This is a genomic window from Arthrobacter globiformis, assembly GCF_030815865.1.
Classification (GTDB): domain Bacteria; phylum Actinomycetota; class Actinomycetes; order Actinomycetales; family Micrococcaceae; genus Arthrobacter; species Arthrobacter globiformis_B.
Genome location: NZ_JAUSXI010000001.1, coordinates 2,994,032 through 3,010,501 on the forward strand (window position 1 = coordinate 2,994,032; position 16,470 = coordinate 3,010,501).

Sequence of the window (16,470 nt, forward strand, 5' to 3'; positions counted from 1 at the left end):
TCGAGGTGATCCGCGGCCGGCTCGCTTTTTCCATGGTGACGGATTGCTGTAAGCCTCGAGCTCCTGGCCTGAGGCAGGTGGCTTAGGACACCAGGGCGGCAACTGCTCCGGCGGTACTTGGCACTCGAGCGGCAGCGGACACGCGGTCGGCAATTGTGCCTGTACCCCGCAGCCTGTGGGGAGTGGGCAGCCGGCGGTGACGGCGACCCCGGGTTGGTAGGCGCAGCCAGCGGGGAGGGGGCATCCGTCGGGGACTGGCGTGTTGGCCTGAGTGACGCAGCCTGCCGGGATGGGGCAGCCCGCGGTAACGGGTTGGTTGGGCTGGATTACGCAACCTGCCGGGATGGGACAGTTGGGGGGCATCGTGCCGTCTGCCTGGACGATGCAGCCTGTGGGGAGTGGGCAGCCGGCGGTGACGGCGACCCCGGGTTGGTAGGCGCAGCCAGCGGGAAGGGGGCATCCGTCGGGGTACCGGCGTGTTGGCCTGAGTGACGCAGCCTGCCGGGATGGGGCAGCCCGCGGTAACGGGTTGGTTGGGCTGGATTACGCAACCTGCCGGGATGGGACAGTTGGGGGGCATCGTGCCGTCTGCCTGGACGATGCAGCCTGTGGGGAGTGGGCAGCCGGCGGTGACGGCGACCCCGGGTTGGTAGGCGCAGCCAGCGGGAAGGGGGCATCCGTCGGGGACCGGCGTGTTGGCCTGAGTGACGCAGCCTGCCGGGATGGGGCAGCCCGCGGTAACGGGTTGGTTGGGCTGGATTACGCAACCTGCCGGGATGGGACAGTTGGGGGGCATCGTGCCGTCTGCCTGGACGATGCAGCCTGTGGGGAGTGGGCAGCCGGCGGTGACGGCGACCCCGGGTTGGTAGGCGCAGCCAGCGGGGAGGGGGCATCCGTCGGGGACTGGCGTGTTGGCCTGAGTGACGCAGCCTGCCGGGATGGGGCAGCCCGCGGTAACGGGTTGGTTGGGCTGGATTACGCAACCTGCCGGGATGGGACAGTTGGGGGGCATCGTGCCGTCTGCCTGGACGATGCAGCCTGTGGGGAGTGGGCAGCCGGCGGTGACGGCGACCCCGGGTTGGTAGGCGCAGCCAGCGGGGAGGGGGCATCCGTCGGGGACTGGCGTGTTGGCCTGAGTGACGCAGCCTGCCGGGATGGGGCAGCCCGCGGTAACGGGTTGGTTGGGCTGGATTACGCAACCTGCCGGGATGGGACAGTTGGGGGGCATCGTGCCGTCTGCCTGGACGATGCAGCCTGTGGGGAGTGGGCAGCCGGCGGTGACTGGGTTGTTGGGCTGGTAGGCGCAGCCCGCGGGGAGGGGGCAGCCAGCGGGGACCGGCGTGTTGGCCTGAGTGGCACAGTTTGCCGGGAAGGAACAGCCGTCCGCCATGGGGACGTCGGGTTGGACGCGGCACTTGTCTGTGGGTGGTGGGCAGCCGGGTGTTTGTGGGTTGGTTTTGCACTTGTCTGTGGGTGGTGGGCAGCCGGGTGTTTGTGGGTTGGTTTTGCACTTGTCTATGGGTGGTGGGCAGCCGGGTGATTGTGGATCGAACTTGCACTTGTCTCGCGCAGGGCAATCCGACGGCAGCGGTTTGGTGCTGCAATGCGGCAGTTGAGGTGGTGGAGCAGGCGCCTCCGTGCTGAAGGTTTTTCCAGCCATCGTGGGAATTGTCCAGCCCAACATCTTCGTCGAGCTGGGATCAAAGCTGATCATCTGTTCGTCCCCGCGCAGGCGGTCAATCTGACGGATGTCCAGCAATTTCCATAGATTCGGGTCCTTATGCTGTCCGTTCTCGATCACCTCAAAATGCAGGTGGCATCCAGTAGATGATCCTGTGGTTCCCGCTTTGGCAACAACCTCCCCGACCCTGATCTTGCTGCCTTTTTCGGCTCCTAACTTCAGGAGGTGGTTATAGGTCGTGATCAGGCCATTGCCGTGGTCAATCTCCAATCTGTTGCCTCCTCCCCAGGGGTGCCAGCCTGCAGCGCGAACAACGCCGGCGTCGGCAGCGTAGACCCGCGTTCCGCAGGGTGCAGCGAAATCTTGCCCATAGTGGAACTCGCCCAATAGACCCGTGAGTGGACTCCTACGCGAACCAAAGGGAGAAGTCCTGACCAAGCCTTCAAGAGGAGCCATGAGGGATCCTTTAGGAGGCCTTCTTAGCAGTGCCGACGCAACACCCAGCGTCGTTGCTCCCTTGATGGCAGAATCCGAAACCACTGGCCTAAAGGGCACCTTCACCCGTGGGGTGTTGTTCGGGTCAAGGAGCGGTGCGTCTTCGCTACCGGTAGGAGCCGCTGGCAACATGACGTCACCGGCAGGCTGATGATCTGAATTGACCGGGCCCTGGGCGAAGGCGAAGACAACAAAACCGAGGACCAGCGCCGCCGCGAGACTTCGCAGAGCCAAACCGCCAGCGAAATTCCTACGAGCGGAATCCGATCCTTTCGTTGAATGTCGCCTGCTTCGAGCTGCCACAGAATGCTCCTGAACTCGCCCCGCCAAAATCGGGCCCCCGGCAGGCCTGGACTTCATTGTGGAGTCGTGTAACCCATAGGGAAACCCGTCGCTTCTGCTCCTGCTGCGGGGCCTTGCCCCTTAAAACCTGGCGGCGGAGACAGATATGGGCAATTGCCCTAGTGAACACGGGGAGAATTCAATTGGACGCTCCCGGGCAGCTCGGATTAGTTGCCCGATGGGGTACAAAATTGTGCCCCAACCATGCGCGCTAGCGGCCGGCAGGCCTGTGAGCGCGCAGGAACTTGGTGACAGGCGCCGCCAGCGAGGCGCCGATGTCCTCGGCGGTGCGTTTGTTTCCGGCAACCGCGAACGAGTGGTCGCCGCCCTCGCACCACTGCAGCGTGGCTGTCGGTCCGATGCGCTGCACCACACCTTCCAGCAGCGCCTGGGTGGCGAAGGTGTCGCGGGTTCCCTGGAGGAAGAGCATGGGGGCTTCGAGCCCATAGAGGTGCTCGTCGCGAAGCTTCTCCGGCTTGCCCGGCGGGTGCAGCGGGTAGCCGAGGTAGATAAGGCCGGCGGCCGGCATCCCCTCGGCCACCGCCATGGACGCCATCCGGCCGCCGAACGACTTCCCGGCCGCCCACACCGGCCCGGTGTCCCCGGCGGACTCTGCACGGGCCGCCGCTTCGGCCATGGCCGCCCGCCAGGTGGCAATCGCTGCCGGCGGCCGGTCGGGGAACTTCCGGCCCGCCTCGCGGTAGGGGAAGTTGAAGCGCAAGGTGGCCACGCCGTCGTCGTTCAATGCGCCCGTGAACCCGCGCATGAACGGATGCTCCATGCCCGCGCCGGCACCGTGGGCGAGCACAAGCGTTGCGAACGGATTGGCCGGCCGCGCGTAGGCGCCGGAGACGTGGCCGTCGCCGACGGCAATGGTGATGGGCGAGTCAGCGGTGGGCATGACTCAATCATGCCCGATCGGGACGACGGATCCGGACGCTGCCCGGATGACGGCTTTACGATGCACAGTCTGGGCACAGACCGGCGAAAGTTCCCAGCCAGCTCCGGGCCGGACAGTTGATGCAGAAGCCGGAAGAGACCGGGCACGGCACATGAACCGCCCAGGAGGAACCCCCATGATCGTCTACCGACCCATCCCACCCCTGACCGTCGGCAGCGGCAGGCTCGGCGGGGCCCTTGTTGCCATGGTCGTCGCGTTTCTACGGCACCGCCGCCTTCAGCCTGGATGAAGCGGGCAAGAGTCACAGACCCAGCAGGCGGCGCGATGACGGTCCTGGCGGCAACCCTTGGGGCCGGAGGCCTTGACGGAATCGCTGGCTGGGTGAGGAGCCCGATGGAAGCTCTGGGCGCTCCCGGCGCCGGGCTGGCGACGGCCCTGGAGAACCTCTTTCCGCCCATTCCCAGCGAGGTCATCCTCCCGTTCGCCCGCTTCAAGGCCAGCCGCGGGGGCTTCACGCTGCTGGAAGCTATTTTCTGGACGACCGCCGGCTCACTCCTCGGAGCGTACCTGCTTCACCTGCTGGGCGCGTGGCTGGGCAGGCAGCGGACGCGGGCACTGGTCGGCAAGATCCCGTTCGTGGCACTGGACGACGTGGACAAGGTGGAGGCGTGGTTTCTCCGCCATGGCTACAGGGCCGTGTTCCTGGGCCGGCTGCTGCCCCTATTCCGCAGTCTGGTCTTCATTCCGGGCGGCATCGAACGCATGCCGACGCGCAGCAAGGTGGGTGCCTAGCCGGCGGTTGTCTGGCCGGCCGGGACCACCCGGAGCCAGACGTAATCCTGCGGCCGCAGCACCAGCCCCTCGTCGATCCGGACCGGCCCCTCGGAAAACAGGTCCAAAGCTTCAGCCGCGAACCCGGACAGCGTGTCCCCTGACACCACCTGCGGGCCGTCACTGAAGTTGGCCAGGGCAAGCACCGCGGTCCCCTCGCCCGGGCGCTGGTATCCCAACACGGCCGGGTTGTTCGTGGTGAACGGCACCAGGCGGGTGCCGGCCAGCTCGGGAGTCGCCGCGCGGACCTCCGCCAGCCGCCGCAGCCCCGCAAACACTGCCCCCTCTGGCGTCGCCGGGTCCAGGCGCCTCGCGTACCGTTCTGCGGGGAACTGCGGCCGGTGCACCCACCGGCTGTCCGCCTCGTGGCCATCCTCCTGCGCATAGCCGTAGTCATTGAGCTGCCCCACCTCGTCGCCCAGGTAGAGCAGCGGGATGCCGCCGGTGCTGAAGGCTACCGAGTGCGCCAGCAGGACGCGGCGGATGGCCTCAGCCGAACCGTCCTCCAGACCGCACAGCGACGCCGTGGTGCCGGAGATGCGGCAGTCGCCTGTCCGCGGATTGTCCTGGAACGGCACGCCGTGGGCGAAGCTGCCCGGGAACCGGTTGACGTAGAACGAGTTCAGGAACCGGCGGTGGTCGAACCCGTTGATGCCGAACTCGGCGGCGTCCTCGTCGGCAAACGTCCAGCCGATGTCGTCGTGGCTCCGCACGTAGTTCACCCAGGAGGTTCCCGGCGCGATGTTGTGCCGCCGCTCCAGGGCCTGGGCCAGCAGCGACACGTTGCGCGTGGCCAGGGCTTCCCAGGTCAGCGCCATCTGCAGCGGGTTGTAGGAGAGCTGGCATTCGGCCGGATCGATGTACAGGGCTACCTCATCCGGGTGCACGATGGCCTCGGACTTGAACAGCAGCGACGGCGCCGCCAGCCGGCAGACCGCATTGAAGGCCTGCAGCAGGGTGTGCGCCTCGGGCAGGCTCTCGCACGGCGTCCCCAGCTGCTTCCAGATGAACGCCACCGCATCCATCCGCAGGATGTCCACGCCCAGGTTGGCCAGGAACAGCATTTCTCCCGCCATGGCCCGGAACACTTCGGGGTTGGAGTAGTTCAGGTCCCACTGGAACGTGTGGAAGGTGGCCCACACCCAGCGGCCGTCCGGCAGCTGCACGAAGGAGCCGGAGTGGTCTTCCGGGAAGATTTCGCGCACGTTCTGTTCGAACGCGTCCGGCATGCCGCGGTCCGGGAAGATCCAGTAGTAGTCGCTGTAGCGCGGATCGCCCGCGGCGGCCCGCTGGGCCCACTCGTGCTCGTTGGAGGTGTGGTTGAAGATGAAGTCGACCACCAGGCTGATGCCGTTGGCCCGCAGCTCGGCGGCGAGCGCGCGCAGCTGGTCCATGGTGCCGAGCTTCGGGTTGACCTCACGGTAGCTTGACACGGCATAGCCGCCGTCGGACAGGGGCTCCGGGGCTAGGAACAGCGGCATCAGGTGCAGGTAGGTGAGGCCGAGTTCCTTGAAATAGGGGATGCGGGCGCGGACACCCTCCAGGTCTGCCGCATACCGGTCCACGTAGCAGACGCCGCCGAGCATGCGGTTGGACTGGAACCAGTCGCTGTTCCCCTCACGGCCGGCGTCGAGCTTTTTCAGGTCTGCGGGCCGCTCCTGCCAGGAACGCGCGATCTCCAGCGCCAGGGCAGTCAGCTGTTCCTCAATGTCAGGCCGTGATCCGTACAGCGAACGGAACAGCCTCGACAGATGGGGGAAGTGGCGCTCGAAGCGCTGCTCCAGCGCGGTCCAGTCCCGGCTGCCCGGCTCCAGGCCAGCCTGCGCGGCCACCCTGCTGAGCAGGCGGCGGTTGCCTGACTGGGATGCCCCGGAAGGCTGGGACTCACCGGACTCCTCGGCAGCCTGGTCCAGACTCGGGGATTCAACCATGGAACGGGTCTCCTTCGAGGATGCTCTGCGCCTGGCGGCGCCCGGTGTGTTTCATCCTTACAGATGGCCCCGCCGCTGCCCAGAGAGCGGGGAGATGTTTCTCAGTGCACGACGGCGGGACTCGCCGGAGGGGTCCGCCCGCCTTCGATCGTGGCAGGAATCGCGGCGGGCGTACTGCTGACGCCGCGGGCCGCGCGGGGTAGGTTGTCCCCATGGCCAGTGAACAGACCACCATCAGTGTCGACGGGCCCGACGGCCCCCGGGAAATGCGCGTCTCTAGTCCAAGCCGGGTGCTGTGGCCCGAACTGGGACTGACCAAGCTGGACCTGGCGCGCTACTTCGTGGACGTGGGGGAGGCCTTCATCCGGGCCAACGGGGACCGGCCGGTGGCACTGCAGCGGTTTACAGACGCCGTGGACGGCGAGCAGTTCTTCTCCAAGAATCCCCCGAAGGGCACGCCGGACTTCATCCGCACGGTCAAGGTCACCTTTCCCAGCGCGCGCTCGCATCCCATGCTGGTCTTGGACGAGCCGGCCGCCGCTGTCTGGGCCGCACAGATGAACACCGTGGTTTTTCACCCCTGGCCGTCGCGTGCCGACAACTCGGACAACCCCGACCAGCTCCGCATCGACCTGGACCCCCAGCCGGGTACCGACTACGACGACGCCATCCCCGCCGCCCTGGAACTGCGGAAGGTACTCGCCGAGGCGGGGCTGGACGCCTTCCTGAAGACCTCTGGCAACCGTGGGCTGCACGTCTATGCCCCCATTGAGCCGACCCGCGAGTTCCTGGACGTCCGCCACGCTGTAATCGCTGCCGCCAGGCAGCTCGAGCGGCGCATGCCGGATAAGGTCACCACGAACTGGTGGAAGGAGGAACGCGGCGAGCGCATCTTCGTTGACTTCAACCAGGCCAACCGCGACCGCACCATCGCCGGCGCGTACAGCCCCCGGGCCCTCCCGCACGCTTCCGTGTCCTGCCCCATCACCTGGGACGAGCTGGCGGACGTCAGGCCCAAGGACTTCACCATCCTCACCGTCCCGGACAGGCTGAAAACGGTGGGGGACCCGTGGGCTGACATGCATGCGAAGCCGGGGACCATCGACACGTTGCTGGAGTGGTGGGAGCGCGACGTCAAGGACGGGCTGGGTGAGCTGCCGTTCCCGCCGGACTACCCCAAGATGCCGGGCGAACCGCCCCGCGTTCAGCCCAGCCGGGCGAAGAAGCCGGAGTAGCCGGCGCCGCCCCGCCCGGGGCCACGCTGCTACGCCAACCCGCCCCTACTCAAACCGGGACGGGTCGCCCGTGCCGCGGCGCACCACCTCAGCGGTGCCGCCGGAGAAGTCGACGACGGTGGTCGGCTCGGAGCCGCAGTCGCCGGCCTCGACCACGGCGTCCACCACATGGTCAAGCCGTTCCTTGATTTCCCAGCCCTGGGTCAGCGGGTCCTCCTCGTCCGGCAGCAGCAGCGTGCTGGACAGCAGCGGCTCGCCGAGTTCGGCCAGCAGCGCCTGCACGAAGTTGTGCCGCGGGATGCGCACACCCACGGTCTTCTTCTTGGGGTGCAACAGCCGGCGCGGGACCTCCTTGGTGGCCGGCAGGATGAAGGTGTAGCTGCCCGGAGTGACGGACTTGATGCTGCGGAACACGTCGTTGCCGATGTTCACGAACTGCCCCAGCTGCGCGAAGTCCTGGCACACCAGCGTGAAATGGTGCTTGCTGTCCAGTTGGCGGATGGAACGGATGCGGTCCAACGCCTCCTTGTTCCCCAGCTGGGCGCCGAGGGCGTAGCAGGAGTCCGTGGGGTAGGCGATCAGCCCGCCCGATCGCAGGAGCTGCACGATCTGCGAGATCGCGCGGGGCTGGGGATCCTCGGGGTGGACATCAAAGAATTTCGCCATGCGCTGAGCCTACGGCCCGGCGTCCGTCCGCGCACGCAACACGCAACGCGCCGCGCATGTTCACCGGGGTCCGGGGAAGTGCTCACCCCACATGCACCCACGGACGCTTGGTGACATCCGGCTCGGCTTCCCGCAGCACCTCCCGGGTGACCGGGGCGATCTCGCCCTCGCCGAGGAACAGGAAGCGCAACAGGTTCACCACCGGATTGCCCTCGGTCCAGCGGAAATAGATTTGCGGCATGAGCCCGGCGACGTCGCGGATGTGCAGGAGCACGGAGGCGATGGTGTTCGGCACCACGGGCCCGTGCACCTCCAGCACCCGGTACCCGTGCCGCACCACGCCGTGTACCTGCAGTTCGGTCTCGAAGTCGGACGAGTCGTCCACGATCACCTCCAGGAACAGCGCCTCGTAATGGACCGGCAGGTGGCTGACCTCGATGGCGGATGTCAGTTTTTGCCGGTACGCCTCCGCGGTCAGCCTGCGCGGTTCGTGCGCAATGATGCCGATGGGGCCGCTCTCGTCCTCGGCGACGAATTCGAGGGCCGTCCGGTCGAGGCGGACGTGGGTGGCGTGCAGCTCGAAGGACCGCCCGATCCTGGACAGCAGCGAAATGACGATGATGCCGGTGATGAAGAACGCGGCAATGCGGATGCCCTCGGGCCGCTCAACAATGTTTGCGACCATCGTGTAGATGAACACGAAGGCGATCAGCCCAAAGCCCGCGGTGCGTTTCCGCTGCCGGTGACGCCGGGCGGACAGTGCGACGGCGACCGCGGCGGAGGTCATCAGCACCAGCACGCCGGTGGCGTACGCACCGCCCTGGGCGTCGACGTCGGCCCTAAAAAGAATGGTGACCAGGAAGGCAATGCAGGCAAAGACCAGCACCAACGGCCGGACGGCCTTGGCCCACTCCGGTGCCATCCCGTACCGGGGAAGGTACCTCGGCACCAGGTTCAGCAGCCCGGCCATCGCCGACGCCCCGGCGAACCACAGGATGGCGATGGTGCTGAGGTCGTAGACGGTGCCGAACCCGTTTCCCAGGTATTCATGGGCCAGGAAGGCAAGGGCGCGGCCGTTGGCCTGGCCGCCGGGCTCGAATTCGGCTGCCGGGATGAGGATCACCGTGGTGAGGCTGCTGGCAATGAGGAACGCGCTCATGATCAGCGCGGCGGTGGTCAGCATGCGGCGGGTCCCTTCGACGCGGCCCGCCGGGTTCTCCTCCGTGTCCGTGTCCCGGCCGCGGACCTGCGGCATGACGGCCACGCCTGTTTCGAAGCCGGACAGGCCCAGCGCCAATTCGGGGAACACCAGCAGGGCTATGGCGACGGCGAGCGCAGGGTTTCCGTGAGATGTCCCCAGCGCCTGCCACCAGTCGCCGACGGCGGTTGGGTGCCCCAGCGTTTCGGCGGCGGCCCTCGCCACCACCACGACGTTCAGCGCCAGATAGACCGCCACCAGGACGACGGCGATCCCGATCGCCTCCTTGAATCCGCGCAGGAAGACGGCAGAAAGCAAGGCCAGGAGAACGAGGGTCACCGTCACCTCCTGCCCCTGCAGCCACGCCGGGGCAAACGGGTTCTGGATGAGGTGTGCCGTGGCGTCCGCGGCGGAGAGGGTCATGGTAATCATAAAGTCCGTTGCCGCGAAGCCGAGCAGCACCAGGACGAACAGCTTGCCGCCCCAGCGGGGGAGGAGCCGCTCCAGCATGGCGATGGAGCCCTCCCCGTGGGAGCTTTCGCCTGCCACCCGGCGGTACACCGGCAGCGCCCCGAACAGCGTGACGGCCACCAGGACCAGCGTGGCCAGCGGGGAAATGACGCCGGCCGCGAGCGCGGCGATGGCGGGCTGGTAGCCCAGGGTGGAGAAGTAGTCCACGCCGGTCAAACACATGACCTGCCACCACGCATGCTTCCGCTCGTGCGCCAGGGTCCGCCCGCCCGGCCCTTGATGGGAACCCTTGCTGTCCTGAAGGCCGAGCAGCAGCCAGCTGTGCAGCCGCTGCCTGCGGGTGTGGCGCAGCTCCGAGGGGTCCGCCGGCGGGCGGCTCATGGTTGTCATGGTGCCTTCCATCTGTGCTGGTGCCCCGCGACCGCGCTATGTGACTGCCGCCGCGGCCAGTTACTGCCGCCGCGGCATTTTCGTGCGGGCACAGCCGAACGTAGCACCGCGCCGGAGCGCCGGAACCGCCCGCAGCGGAATCTTGACGGATCCTTAACGGCGGTGTGAGCACCCAACCGCGTGTGCCGCCCGGGCCGGCGGACTGGTGGAAGAATGGCGTCATGGCAGGGGAACGGATCGTCATTGGCCTGTCGGGAGGCCTCGAGGGGGAGATCCTGATCCGTCGTGCAGTCAAGGTCCTGGACGGTGCCGGCGGCGGTGACCTGCTCGCCGTGCACATCCGCTCCGCGGAGGGCTCGTCGGGCGAATCCACCAGCGCCCTCGAGTCCCAGCGCCGTCTGGTGGTGGAGCTGGGCGGAAGCTACCACACCGTCGCCGCCCATGACCCGGTCGAAGCACTCCTGGGGTTCGCGTCCCATGTGGGTGCAACCCGGCTTGTCATCGGCCAGTCGCGCGCGCACCCTCTGACCAGGCTCCTGTCGGGCGGCACAGAGACGCGGATCATCCGCCGTGCCGGCGACCTCGACGTGCAGGTGGTGCCGCGTCCCCTGGCCGGACGCGGCACGGGCCGGCGGCGGCAGCGGGACCTTGGCCGCGTGCGCGTCGCCGTCGGGTTCGTACTGGCGGCCGCCGTCCCCATCCTGATGCAGCTGGCGCTCGCCGTCATCGAGCACAGCGTGGCCACCGCCGTCCTGGTCCAGCTCGCGGGGGCCGTGGCCGTGGCGCTCGTGGGCGGGCTCTGGCCTGCCGTCGCCGGAGCCCTCTGGAGCAGCCTGCTGGTCAACTACTTCTCGACGCCGCCGGTCGGTGAGCTGGCCATCGGCGACCCGCAAGACCTGCTGTCCCTGGGCGTGTTCGTGGGCGTCTCAGTGGCCGTGGCGGGGGTGGTGGACAGGTCTGCACGCCGTTCCAAGGAGGCCGCCCGGGCGCGCGCCGAGGCCGCAACGCTCGGCGAGCTGGCCCGCGGAGCCACCCGCGCCGAGGATACGGTGGGCAGTCTCCTGGAACAGGCGCTGGACGTCTTCGGGGTCCGCGGCGCGGCTCTCTTCAGCGGGTCCGCTTTCGAACCCGCATCCGGCGCCGGTCCCGGCGCGCGGCTGCTCGCTAGTGCGGGCGAGCTGACGCAGCATGAACGGGAAGGCACGGATTTCGCCGGGCACACCGTGGAACCGGTCGACGACGGCACCTGGCTGGTGCTGTTCGGCAGGACCGTGCCGGCTGCCGACAGCAGCCTGCTGGGCGCCTTCGCCGCGCACGTGCTGGCCCAGCTGGAGCGCCAGCAGCTGGCCGCCAGCCGCCTCGAGGTGCTGCGGCTTGCCGAGGGAAACACCATGCGCACCGCCATCCTGCGTGCCGTCTCGCACGACCTCCGCACGCCGCTCGCCGGAATCAAGCTCGCCGTCGGCGGTCTCCTGCAGACCGCCGTCACGTATCCCCCCGAGGAGAAAATGGAGCTGTTGGAAACCATCGACGAATGCTCGGACAGGCTGGACGTCCTGGTGGGCAACCTCCTTGACATGTCCAGGATCACTGCCGACTCAGTCCGCCCCCTGCTGAAGCCCGTTCGGTGGCTCGATGTTGTGCCTCCCGCGCTGCGTGGCCTTCCGGCGGGGAGTGTGCGGGTGGAACTGCCACCGAACCTTCCCGCCGTCGACGCCGACGCAGTCCTGCTGGAGCGCGTCATCGCCAATATCGCGGAGAACGCGGTCAAGTACGCCCCGGCCTCTGACGTAAAGGTGACGGCGGCGGCGGGCGGGCTCAGCGGCACCGTCCTCAACGGGCACCCGGCAGGTGAACTGAGGATCATCGACCACGGACGCGGTGTCCCGGGCCGGAACGTGCCCGCGATGTTCCGGCCGTTCCAGCGCCTGGACGATGTGTCGCAGTCGACCGGAGTGGGCCTGGGACTGGCGGTCGCAAGGGGATTCGTCTCGGCCATGGGCGGCAGCCTGGCGGCAGAGGAGACGCCAGGCGGGGGACTCACCATGGTCATCCGGCTTCCCCTGTCAACGGGGCATGACTCAACCGGGGCCGACGGCGGGGCATCGGCCGTCGGCCCTGGCGTTTCACCTGCCGTATCTCCGCAGGAGACTGCCCAGTGACGGGCGTCCTCGTTGTGGATGATGACCAGCATCTGCTGAAGGCGCTGCGGATCACCTTGCAGGCGCACGGCTACACCGTGGAGACGGCCGCGGACGGAGAGGCCGCCCTCATTGCTGCCTCGCGCAATCCGCCCGGGCTTGTTGTCCTGGACCTTGGACTGCCGGACATGGACGGTGCGGCGGTTCTCAGGGAACTCCGCCGCTGGAGCTCCGCCCCGGTCCTGGTGCTCTCCGCCCGGCACGGTTCATCGGACAAAGTGGACGCCCTCGACGCCGGCGCGGACGATTACATCACCAAGCCCTTCGGGCTGGAGGAACTCCTGGCCCGGCTTCGCGCGCTCCTGCGCCGGGCACCGGAAGCCGCCGAGCCGTCCACCGTGGACACCGCGGAGTTCAGTGTTGACCTGGGGCGGCGGATGGTCACCCGGAATGGTGAGCCTGTCCGGCTCACTCCAACGGAGTGGAGCATCCTCGAACTGCTGGTGCGGAACCCAGAGAAGCTCATCACCCAGCAGCAGATCCTGGCCACCGTCTGGGGGCCAGCCTATGAGAAGGAAGCCAACTACCTGCGGGTATACATGGCCCAGCTCCGGCGCAAGCTGGAGGCAGACACAGGCAACCCGCGCCATCTGCTGACCGAGGCCGGCATCGGTTACCGCTTCCGGCCCTGACCGCCGCCGCTGAACCCCTATGAAGGCGAGCCGGATTCGGGCAACATGTGTAGTGCCGGGCGCCGCGCACATAAGGCGCCACACGCATAGCCGAAGGAGAACCGATCGTGTCCACCCTGCTCAACCCGTACCTCAGCTTCCGTGACACCGCCCGCGACGCCATGACGTTCTACCAGTCGGTTTTCGGCGGGGACCTGGCGCTCAGCACCTTCGGGGAGTTCCACGCCAGTGAAGATCCCGCGGAGGCGGACAAGGTCATGCACGGGATGCTGACCTCGGAGAAGGGGCTCGTGCTCATGGGGGCCGATACCCCCAACTCCATGGACTACTCGCCGGGGAACAACATCTCGGTGTCGCTCAGCGGCGACGACGAGGCGGAACTCCGCGGCTACTACGACAAACTGTCCGGCAACGGCGGCACCATTACCGTCCCGATGGAGAAGGCTCCGTGGGGCGACATCTTCGGCATGTGCACCGACAAGTTCGGCATCGCGTGGCTGGTGAACGTCAGCGGAGCCTCGGCAGCTCCTGCTTCCTAGCGACGAAGTAGGCATTGAAGGGATCCTCGTCCAGTTCCTTGACGTCAACCTGTTCGAAGCCGGCCTCCCGCACCATGGACTCGGCCAGCTGGACACCCCACACCGTGCCCAGTGCATCGCCGTCCTGGGCGAGCGAGACCGACATGCAGTGCGTGGTGGAGATGGCGTAGAGGAACGTCGCCCATGGCAGGTTGAGGTTTTCCTCGAGTTTGCTGGACGCCTTCATGTCCACCATCAGGAACGTTCCGCCTGGCCGCAGGGCCTGGTGAATGTTCCGCAGGACGGTGGCCGGGTGTGCTTGGTCGTGGATGGCATCGAAGACGGTGATCAGGTCCAACTCTTCGTCGATTTCCAGGCTGGCGGCGTCGCGCTGGACGAAACGCACGTTGGTGAGGCCAAGGCGTTCAGCCTCGGCCCGGCCGGCGGCCAGGGCTTCCTCGAGGAAGTCATAACCGGTGAACCTGCTGGCCGGGAACGCCGCTGCCATCAGGTTCACCGCGTGCCCGGCGCCGCAGCCGATATCTGCGACGTCGATGCCCGTCCGCAGCGCGTCCACGCGTCCGCAGAGCGGAAGGATGGTGTCGATGAGGGACGCGTCGTGCACGGAGCCGCTGTCCGCCGCCTGGATCCCCACGAAGCCCGGGTACTCGGCGTAGTCCAGACCGCCACCGGTCCGGAACTTGCCGGCGATCTTGCCCGCCACTTCTCCCATCAGCGTGATGTACATCAGCGTTCGGGCCAGGTTGTCCACCCCGGGGCCCGTGACGGACGGGGCGATGTCGGGGCGCAGCAGGTAGGTCCGTGCCGCGGGGTTGTAGTCGACGACCCTGGCGGTGGCCATCCCGCCCAGCCATTCGCGGACGTAGCGTTCATTGAGCCCCGCGGCGTCGGCGATCTGCTCGCTGGTGGCGGCCGGCAGGTCCGCCATCGCCTCGAAGAGGCCGGTCTGGTAACCGATGCTGGCCAGGATGGCCGCTGAACTGTCGTTGAGGATCCCCACCAGCCTCCCGGCAGCAGCCTCGACGGCTGCCTCGGGGGCGGCGACTGCCTCGCTTTGGAAGGTGCTCACTGTTCGTGCCTTTCGGTAACTGCGGACCTTTTTGGGAACTGCGGGCCGCTACTTCCGAAGGTAGGCCCGCGGAGGACCGCCCCGCGTCGGGCGGACTATGCATCTTTTCCGAGCGGGGATGGGGCAGATGATGTAGGTGCCGCTTAGGATCCGGGGCGGCCGTGCTCACGCGCCCACGCCGAGGCACCGGTGCGGGAGGAGACGCCGATCTTGCCGAAGATGTTGGCCAGGTGGCGGCCCACGGTTTTTTCGCTGATGACCAGGGCATCTGCCACCTGGCGGTTGCTTGAGCCGCCGCTGACCAGCGCCAGGACCTCGGCCTCGCGGGCGGTGAGCCCGCCCGGCGCAGACTCATGATTCCGTTGCAGGTAAGCCTGGATCCGCTGGAGGTCGGGCGCAGCGCCAAGCTGCTGGTAGATGGCCGCCGCCGTGGCCAGGTCTGCGTCGGCTGCTTCCGGATTGCCCAGTGACCTCCGGCAGGACGATTCCAGTTCATGGATGACAGCCGTGCTGTAGCGGGCCCGCTGGTCGCGGTAGATCCGGCCTGCCGCTTCGAAGGCGGCCAGGGCTTCCGCTGTCTGGCCCCCTCCCAGCAGGACAACACCCCGGGCCTGAGCTGCCCACGCCCGTAATCCAGGGGAGGAATAGCGGGCCGCCGTCTGCTCCAACTCGGCGCAGCATGTTGCGGCGAGGTCCTCCTGGCCGGACGCCGCTGCCACCTCGGTGGCGGCTAGCAGCAGCCGGGCTTTATCCAGCGGTCCGCTTACGGCCAGGGCCACCCGCAGCTGCTCCAGCGCCAGGCCGCGCTCACCGGCGGCGAGATGCAGCCGGGCCTCACCCGGTTGAGGTTCGACGCCGACGTCCCGCGCCCGGGCGTAGGCATCGAGGGCGCCGGCCGGGTCGCCCCGGAGCCGGCGGATCTCGCCGAGCTCGTAGTAGCCGGCGCCAGCCATCCAGCCGTGGGCCTGGGCCAGCCTGTCGCTGAGGGGCCAAAGTTCCTGCTCCGCGGCATCCCAGTTGCCCTCGGCACTAAGGAGTTGGAGCTCGTGGACCCGGGTCACATCGGCATAGACGAACGTGCGGGACTGTCCGGCGGTCCACCGCTCCATGGCCGTGGTCCAGGACCGCATCCGGGAAAAGTCGCCCAGCACGTGGCAGAGATGGGTCACCGTGCAGTAGATGTCGCCGGCCCACTCCTGCGGAACCTCACCGGCGAGGACAGGAAGCATGGCCTCGTCGAGGTCTCCGAATCCTGCCTCGGTCTGTCCCTCCCGGACCAGCGCCAGGCCGGACAGGACTCTGGCAAAGCACGCCAGTGCCGGATCCCCGAAGCGGCCGGCGAGGGCTTCCACCGCTGCCGCGGCCGTCCGGGCGGGTGCCGGATCGCCCTCGACGTCCATGGTCATGCCCGCCTCGAGGTAGAGCAGATAGCCGCTGGGCGGGCCTTCCGGGAGCCCCTCCAGCATGCGCCGTGCACGGTTCAGCCATCCGGAAGCCACGGCGAGGTCGCCCCGGGTGCCCCAGCGGAGGGACAGGTTGAGCGCGGCCATCGCGGCACCGGTCCGGTCCCCGTCGCCGGCCAGCCGGCGGTACAGTTCTTCGGCCGTGGCCAGCGCCCCGGATGTGTCGCCCAGCCACCAGGCCGAACTCGCCAGCGCATCGAGGTCCGGCGCGTCAAGCGGCGCCCGCAGTCGCGCCGCGCCGAAGCCGCGCCGCGCGGCGGCCCAGTCCCGGCGGTCATAAGCTTCGCGGGCATTCAGGATCAATTGGTCGAGTTCAGGCATGCGATCTTCCCCGTGATGCATCCAGACTACTGCCGTGCCCTGATGCTGGAAACCGCGGGGATGGCTGCGTGGACGGGGCTCAAAACCTGGCCGTTCAGGAACCA

12 protein-coding genes are annotated in these 16,470 nt (G+C 67.9%); 5 read left to right on the plus strand and 7 right to left on the minus strand.

Annotated elements, in window-relative coordinates:
- Positions 1–82 precede the first annotated feature (82 nt).
- Both QFZ33_RS13780 and QFZ33_RS13785 read right to left on the minus strand, forming a co-directional pair.
- A complete protein-coding gene (locus tag QFZ33_RS13780; RefSeq protein ID WP_307028320.1) occupies positions 83–2,536 on the minus strand; it encodes a M23 family metallopeptidase in 2,454 nt (817 codons plus the stop codon).
- Between the two features lie 193 nt (positions 2,537–2,729).
- Entirely contained in the window at positions 2,730–3,419 is a 690-nt protein-coding gene (locus QFZ33_RS13785; RefSeq protein ID WP_307028322.1) for an alpha/beta hydrolase family protein, read from the minus strand.
- Positions 3,420–3,812: 393 nt separating this feature from the next.
- Between QFZ33_RS13785 and QFZ33_RS13790 the strand changes: the two genes are divergently transcribed.
- Positions 3,813–4,211, plus strand: coding sequence for a DedA family protein (locus QFZ33_RS13790; RefSeq protein ID WP_307028324.1), 399 nt, complete (start codon positions 3,813–3,815; stop codon positions 4,209–4,211).
- On the opposite strand, the gene QFZ33_RS13795 is transcribed toward QFZ33_RS13790, so the two are convergent.
- A complete protein-coding gene (locus QFZ33_RS13795) occupies positions 4,208–6,181 on the minus strand; it encodes an alpha-amylase family protein (RefSeq protein ID WP_307028326.1) in 1,974 nt (657 codons plus the stop codon). The genes QFZ33_RS13790 and QFZ33_RS13795 overlap by 4 nt on opposite strands.
- 212 nt (positions 6,182–6,393) lie before the next feature.
- Here QFZ33_RS13795 and ligD point away from each other — a divergent pair, with 212 nt between their 5' ends.
- Positions 6,394–7,416, plus strand: coding sequence for a non-homologous end-joining DNA ligase (gene ligD, locus QFZ33_RS13800; protein ID WP_307028328.1), 1,023 nt, complete (start codon positions 6,394–6,396; stop codon positions 7,414–7,416).
- Positions 7,417–7,461: 45 nt separating this feature from the next.
- Here ligD and QFZ33_RS13805 read toward each other — a convergent pair whose 3' ends face one another.
- Together QFZ33_RS13805 and QFZ33_RS13810 are read right to left on the minus strand one after the other, a co-directional pair.
- Positions 7,462–8,082, minus strand: a complete 621-nt coding sequence (locus tag QFZ33_RS13805; protein ID WP_214851547.1) for an L-threonylcarbamoyladenylate synthase — start codon at positions 8,080–8,082, stop codon at positions 7,462–7,464.
- An 82-nt stretch (positions 8,083–8,164) separates the two neighbouring features.
- Positions 8,165–10,141 carry an amino acid transporter gene (locus tag QFZ33_RS13810; RefSeq protein ID WP_307028331.1) on the minus strand — a complete coding sequence of 659 codons (1,977 nt, stop codon included), beginning with the start codon at positions 10,139–10,141 and terminating at the stop codon, positions 8,165–8,167.
- Between the two features lie 221 nt (positions 10,142–10,362).
- Between QFZ33_RS13810 and QFZ33_RS13815 the strand changes: the two genes are divergently transcribed.
- From QFZ33_RS13815 to QFZ33_RS13825, 3 genes are all read left to right on the plus strand, one after another.
- Entirely contained in the window at positions 10,363–12,303 is a 1,941-nt protein-coding gene (locus QFZ33_RS13815; protein ID WP_307028333.1) for a DUF4118 domain-containing protein, read from the plus strand.
- Positions 12,300–12,974, plus strand: a complete 675-nt coding sequence (locus QFZ33_RS13820; protein WP_307028335.1) for a response regulator — start codon at positions 12,300–12,302, stop codon at positions 12,972–12,974. The genes QFZ33_RS13815 and QFZ33_RS13820 overlap by 4 nt, the downstream gene beginning before the upstream one ends.
- 107 nt (positions 12,975–13,081) lie before the next feature.
- Entirely contained in the window at positions 13,082–13,513 is a 432-nt protein-coding gene (locus QFZ33_RS13825; protein WP_307028338.1) for a VOC family protein, read from the plus strand.
- On the opposite strand, the gene QFZ33_RS13830 is transcribed toward QFZ33_RS13825, so the two are convergent.
- Positions 13,482–14,582, minus strand: a complete 1,101-nt coding sequence (locus QFZ33_RS13830; protein WP_307028340.1) for a class I SAM-dependent methyltransferase — start codon at positions 14,580–14,582, stop codon at positions 13,482–13,484. The two genes, QFZ33_RS13825 and QFZ33_RS13830, sit on opposite strands and share 32 nt — an antisense overlap.
- 143 nt (positions 14,583–14,725) lie before the next feature.
- On the minus strand, positions 14,726–16,366 hold the full coding sequence (locus QFZ33_RS13835) for a helix-turn-helix domain-containing protein (protein WP_307028342.1): 1,641 nt from the start codon (positions 16,364–16,366) through the stop codon (positions 14,726–14,728).
- Positions 16,367–16,470 lie beyond the last annotated feature (104 nt).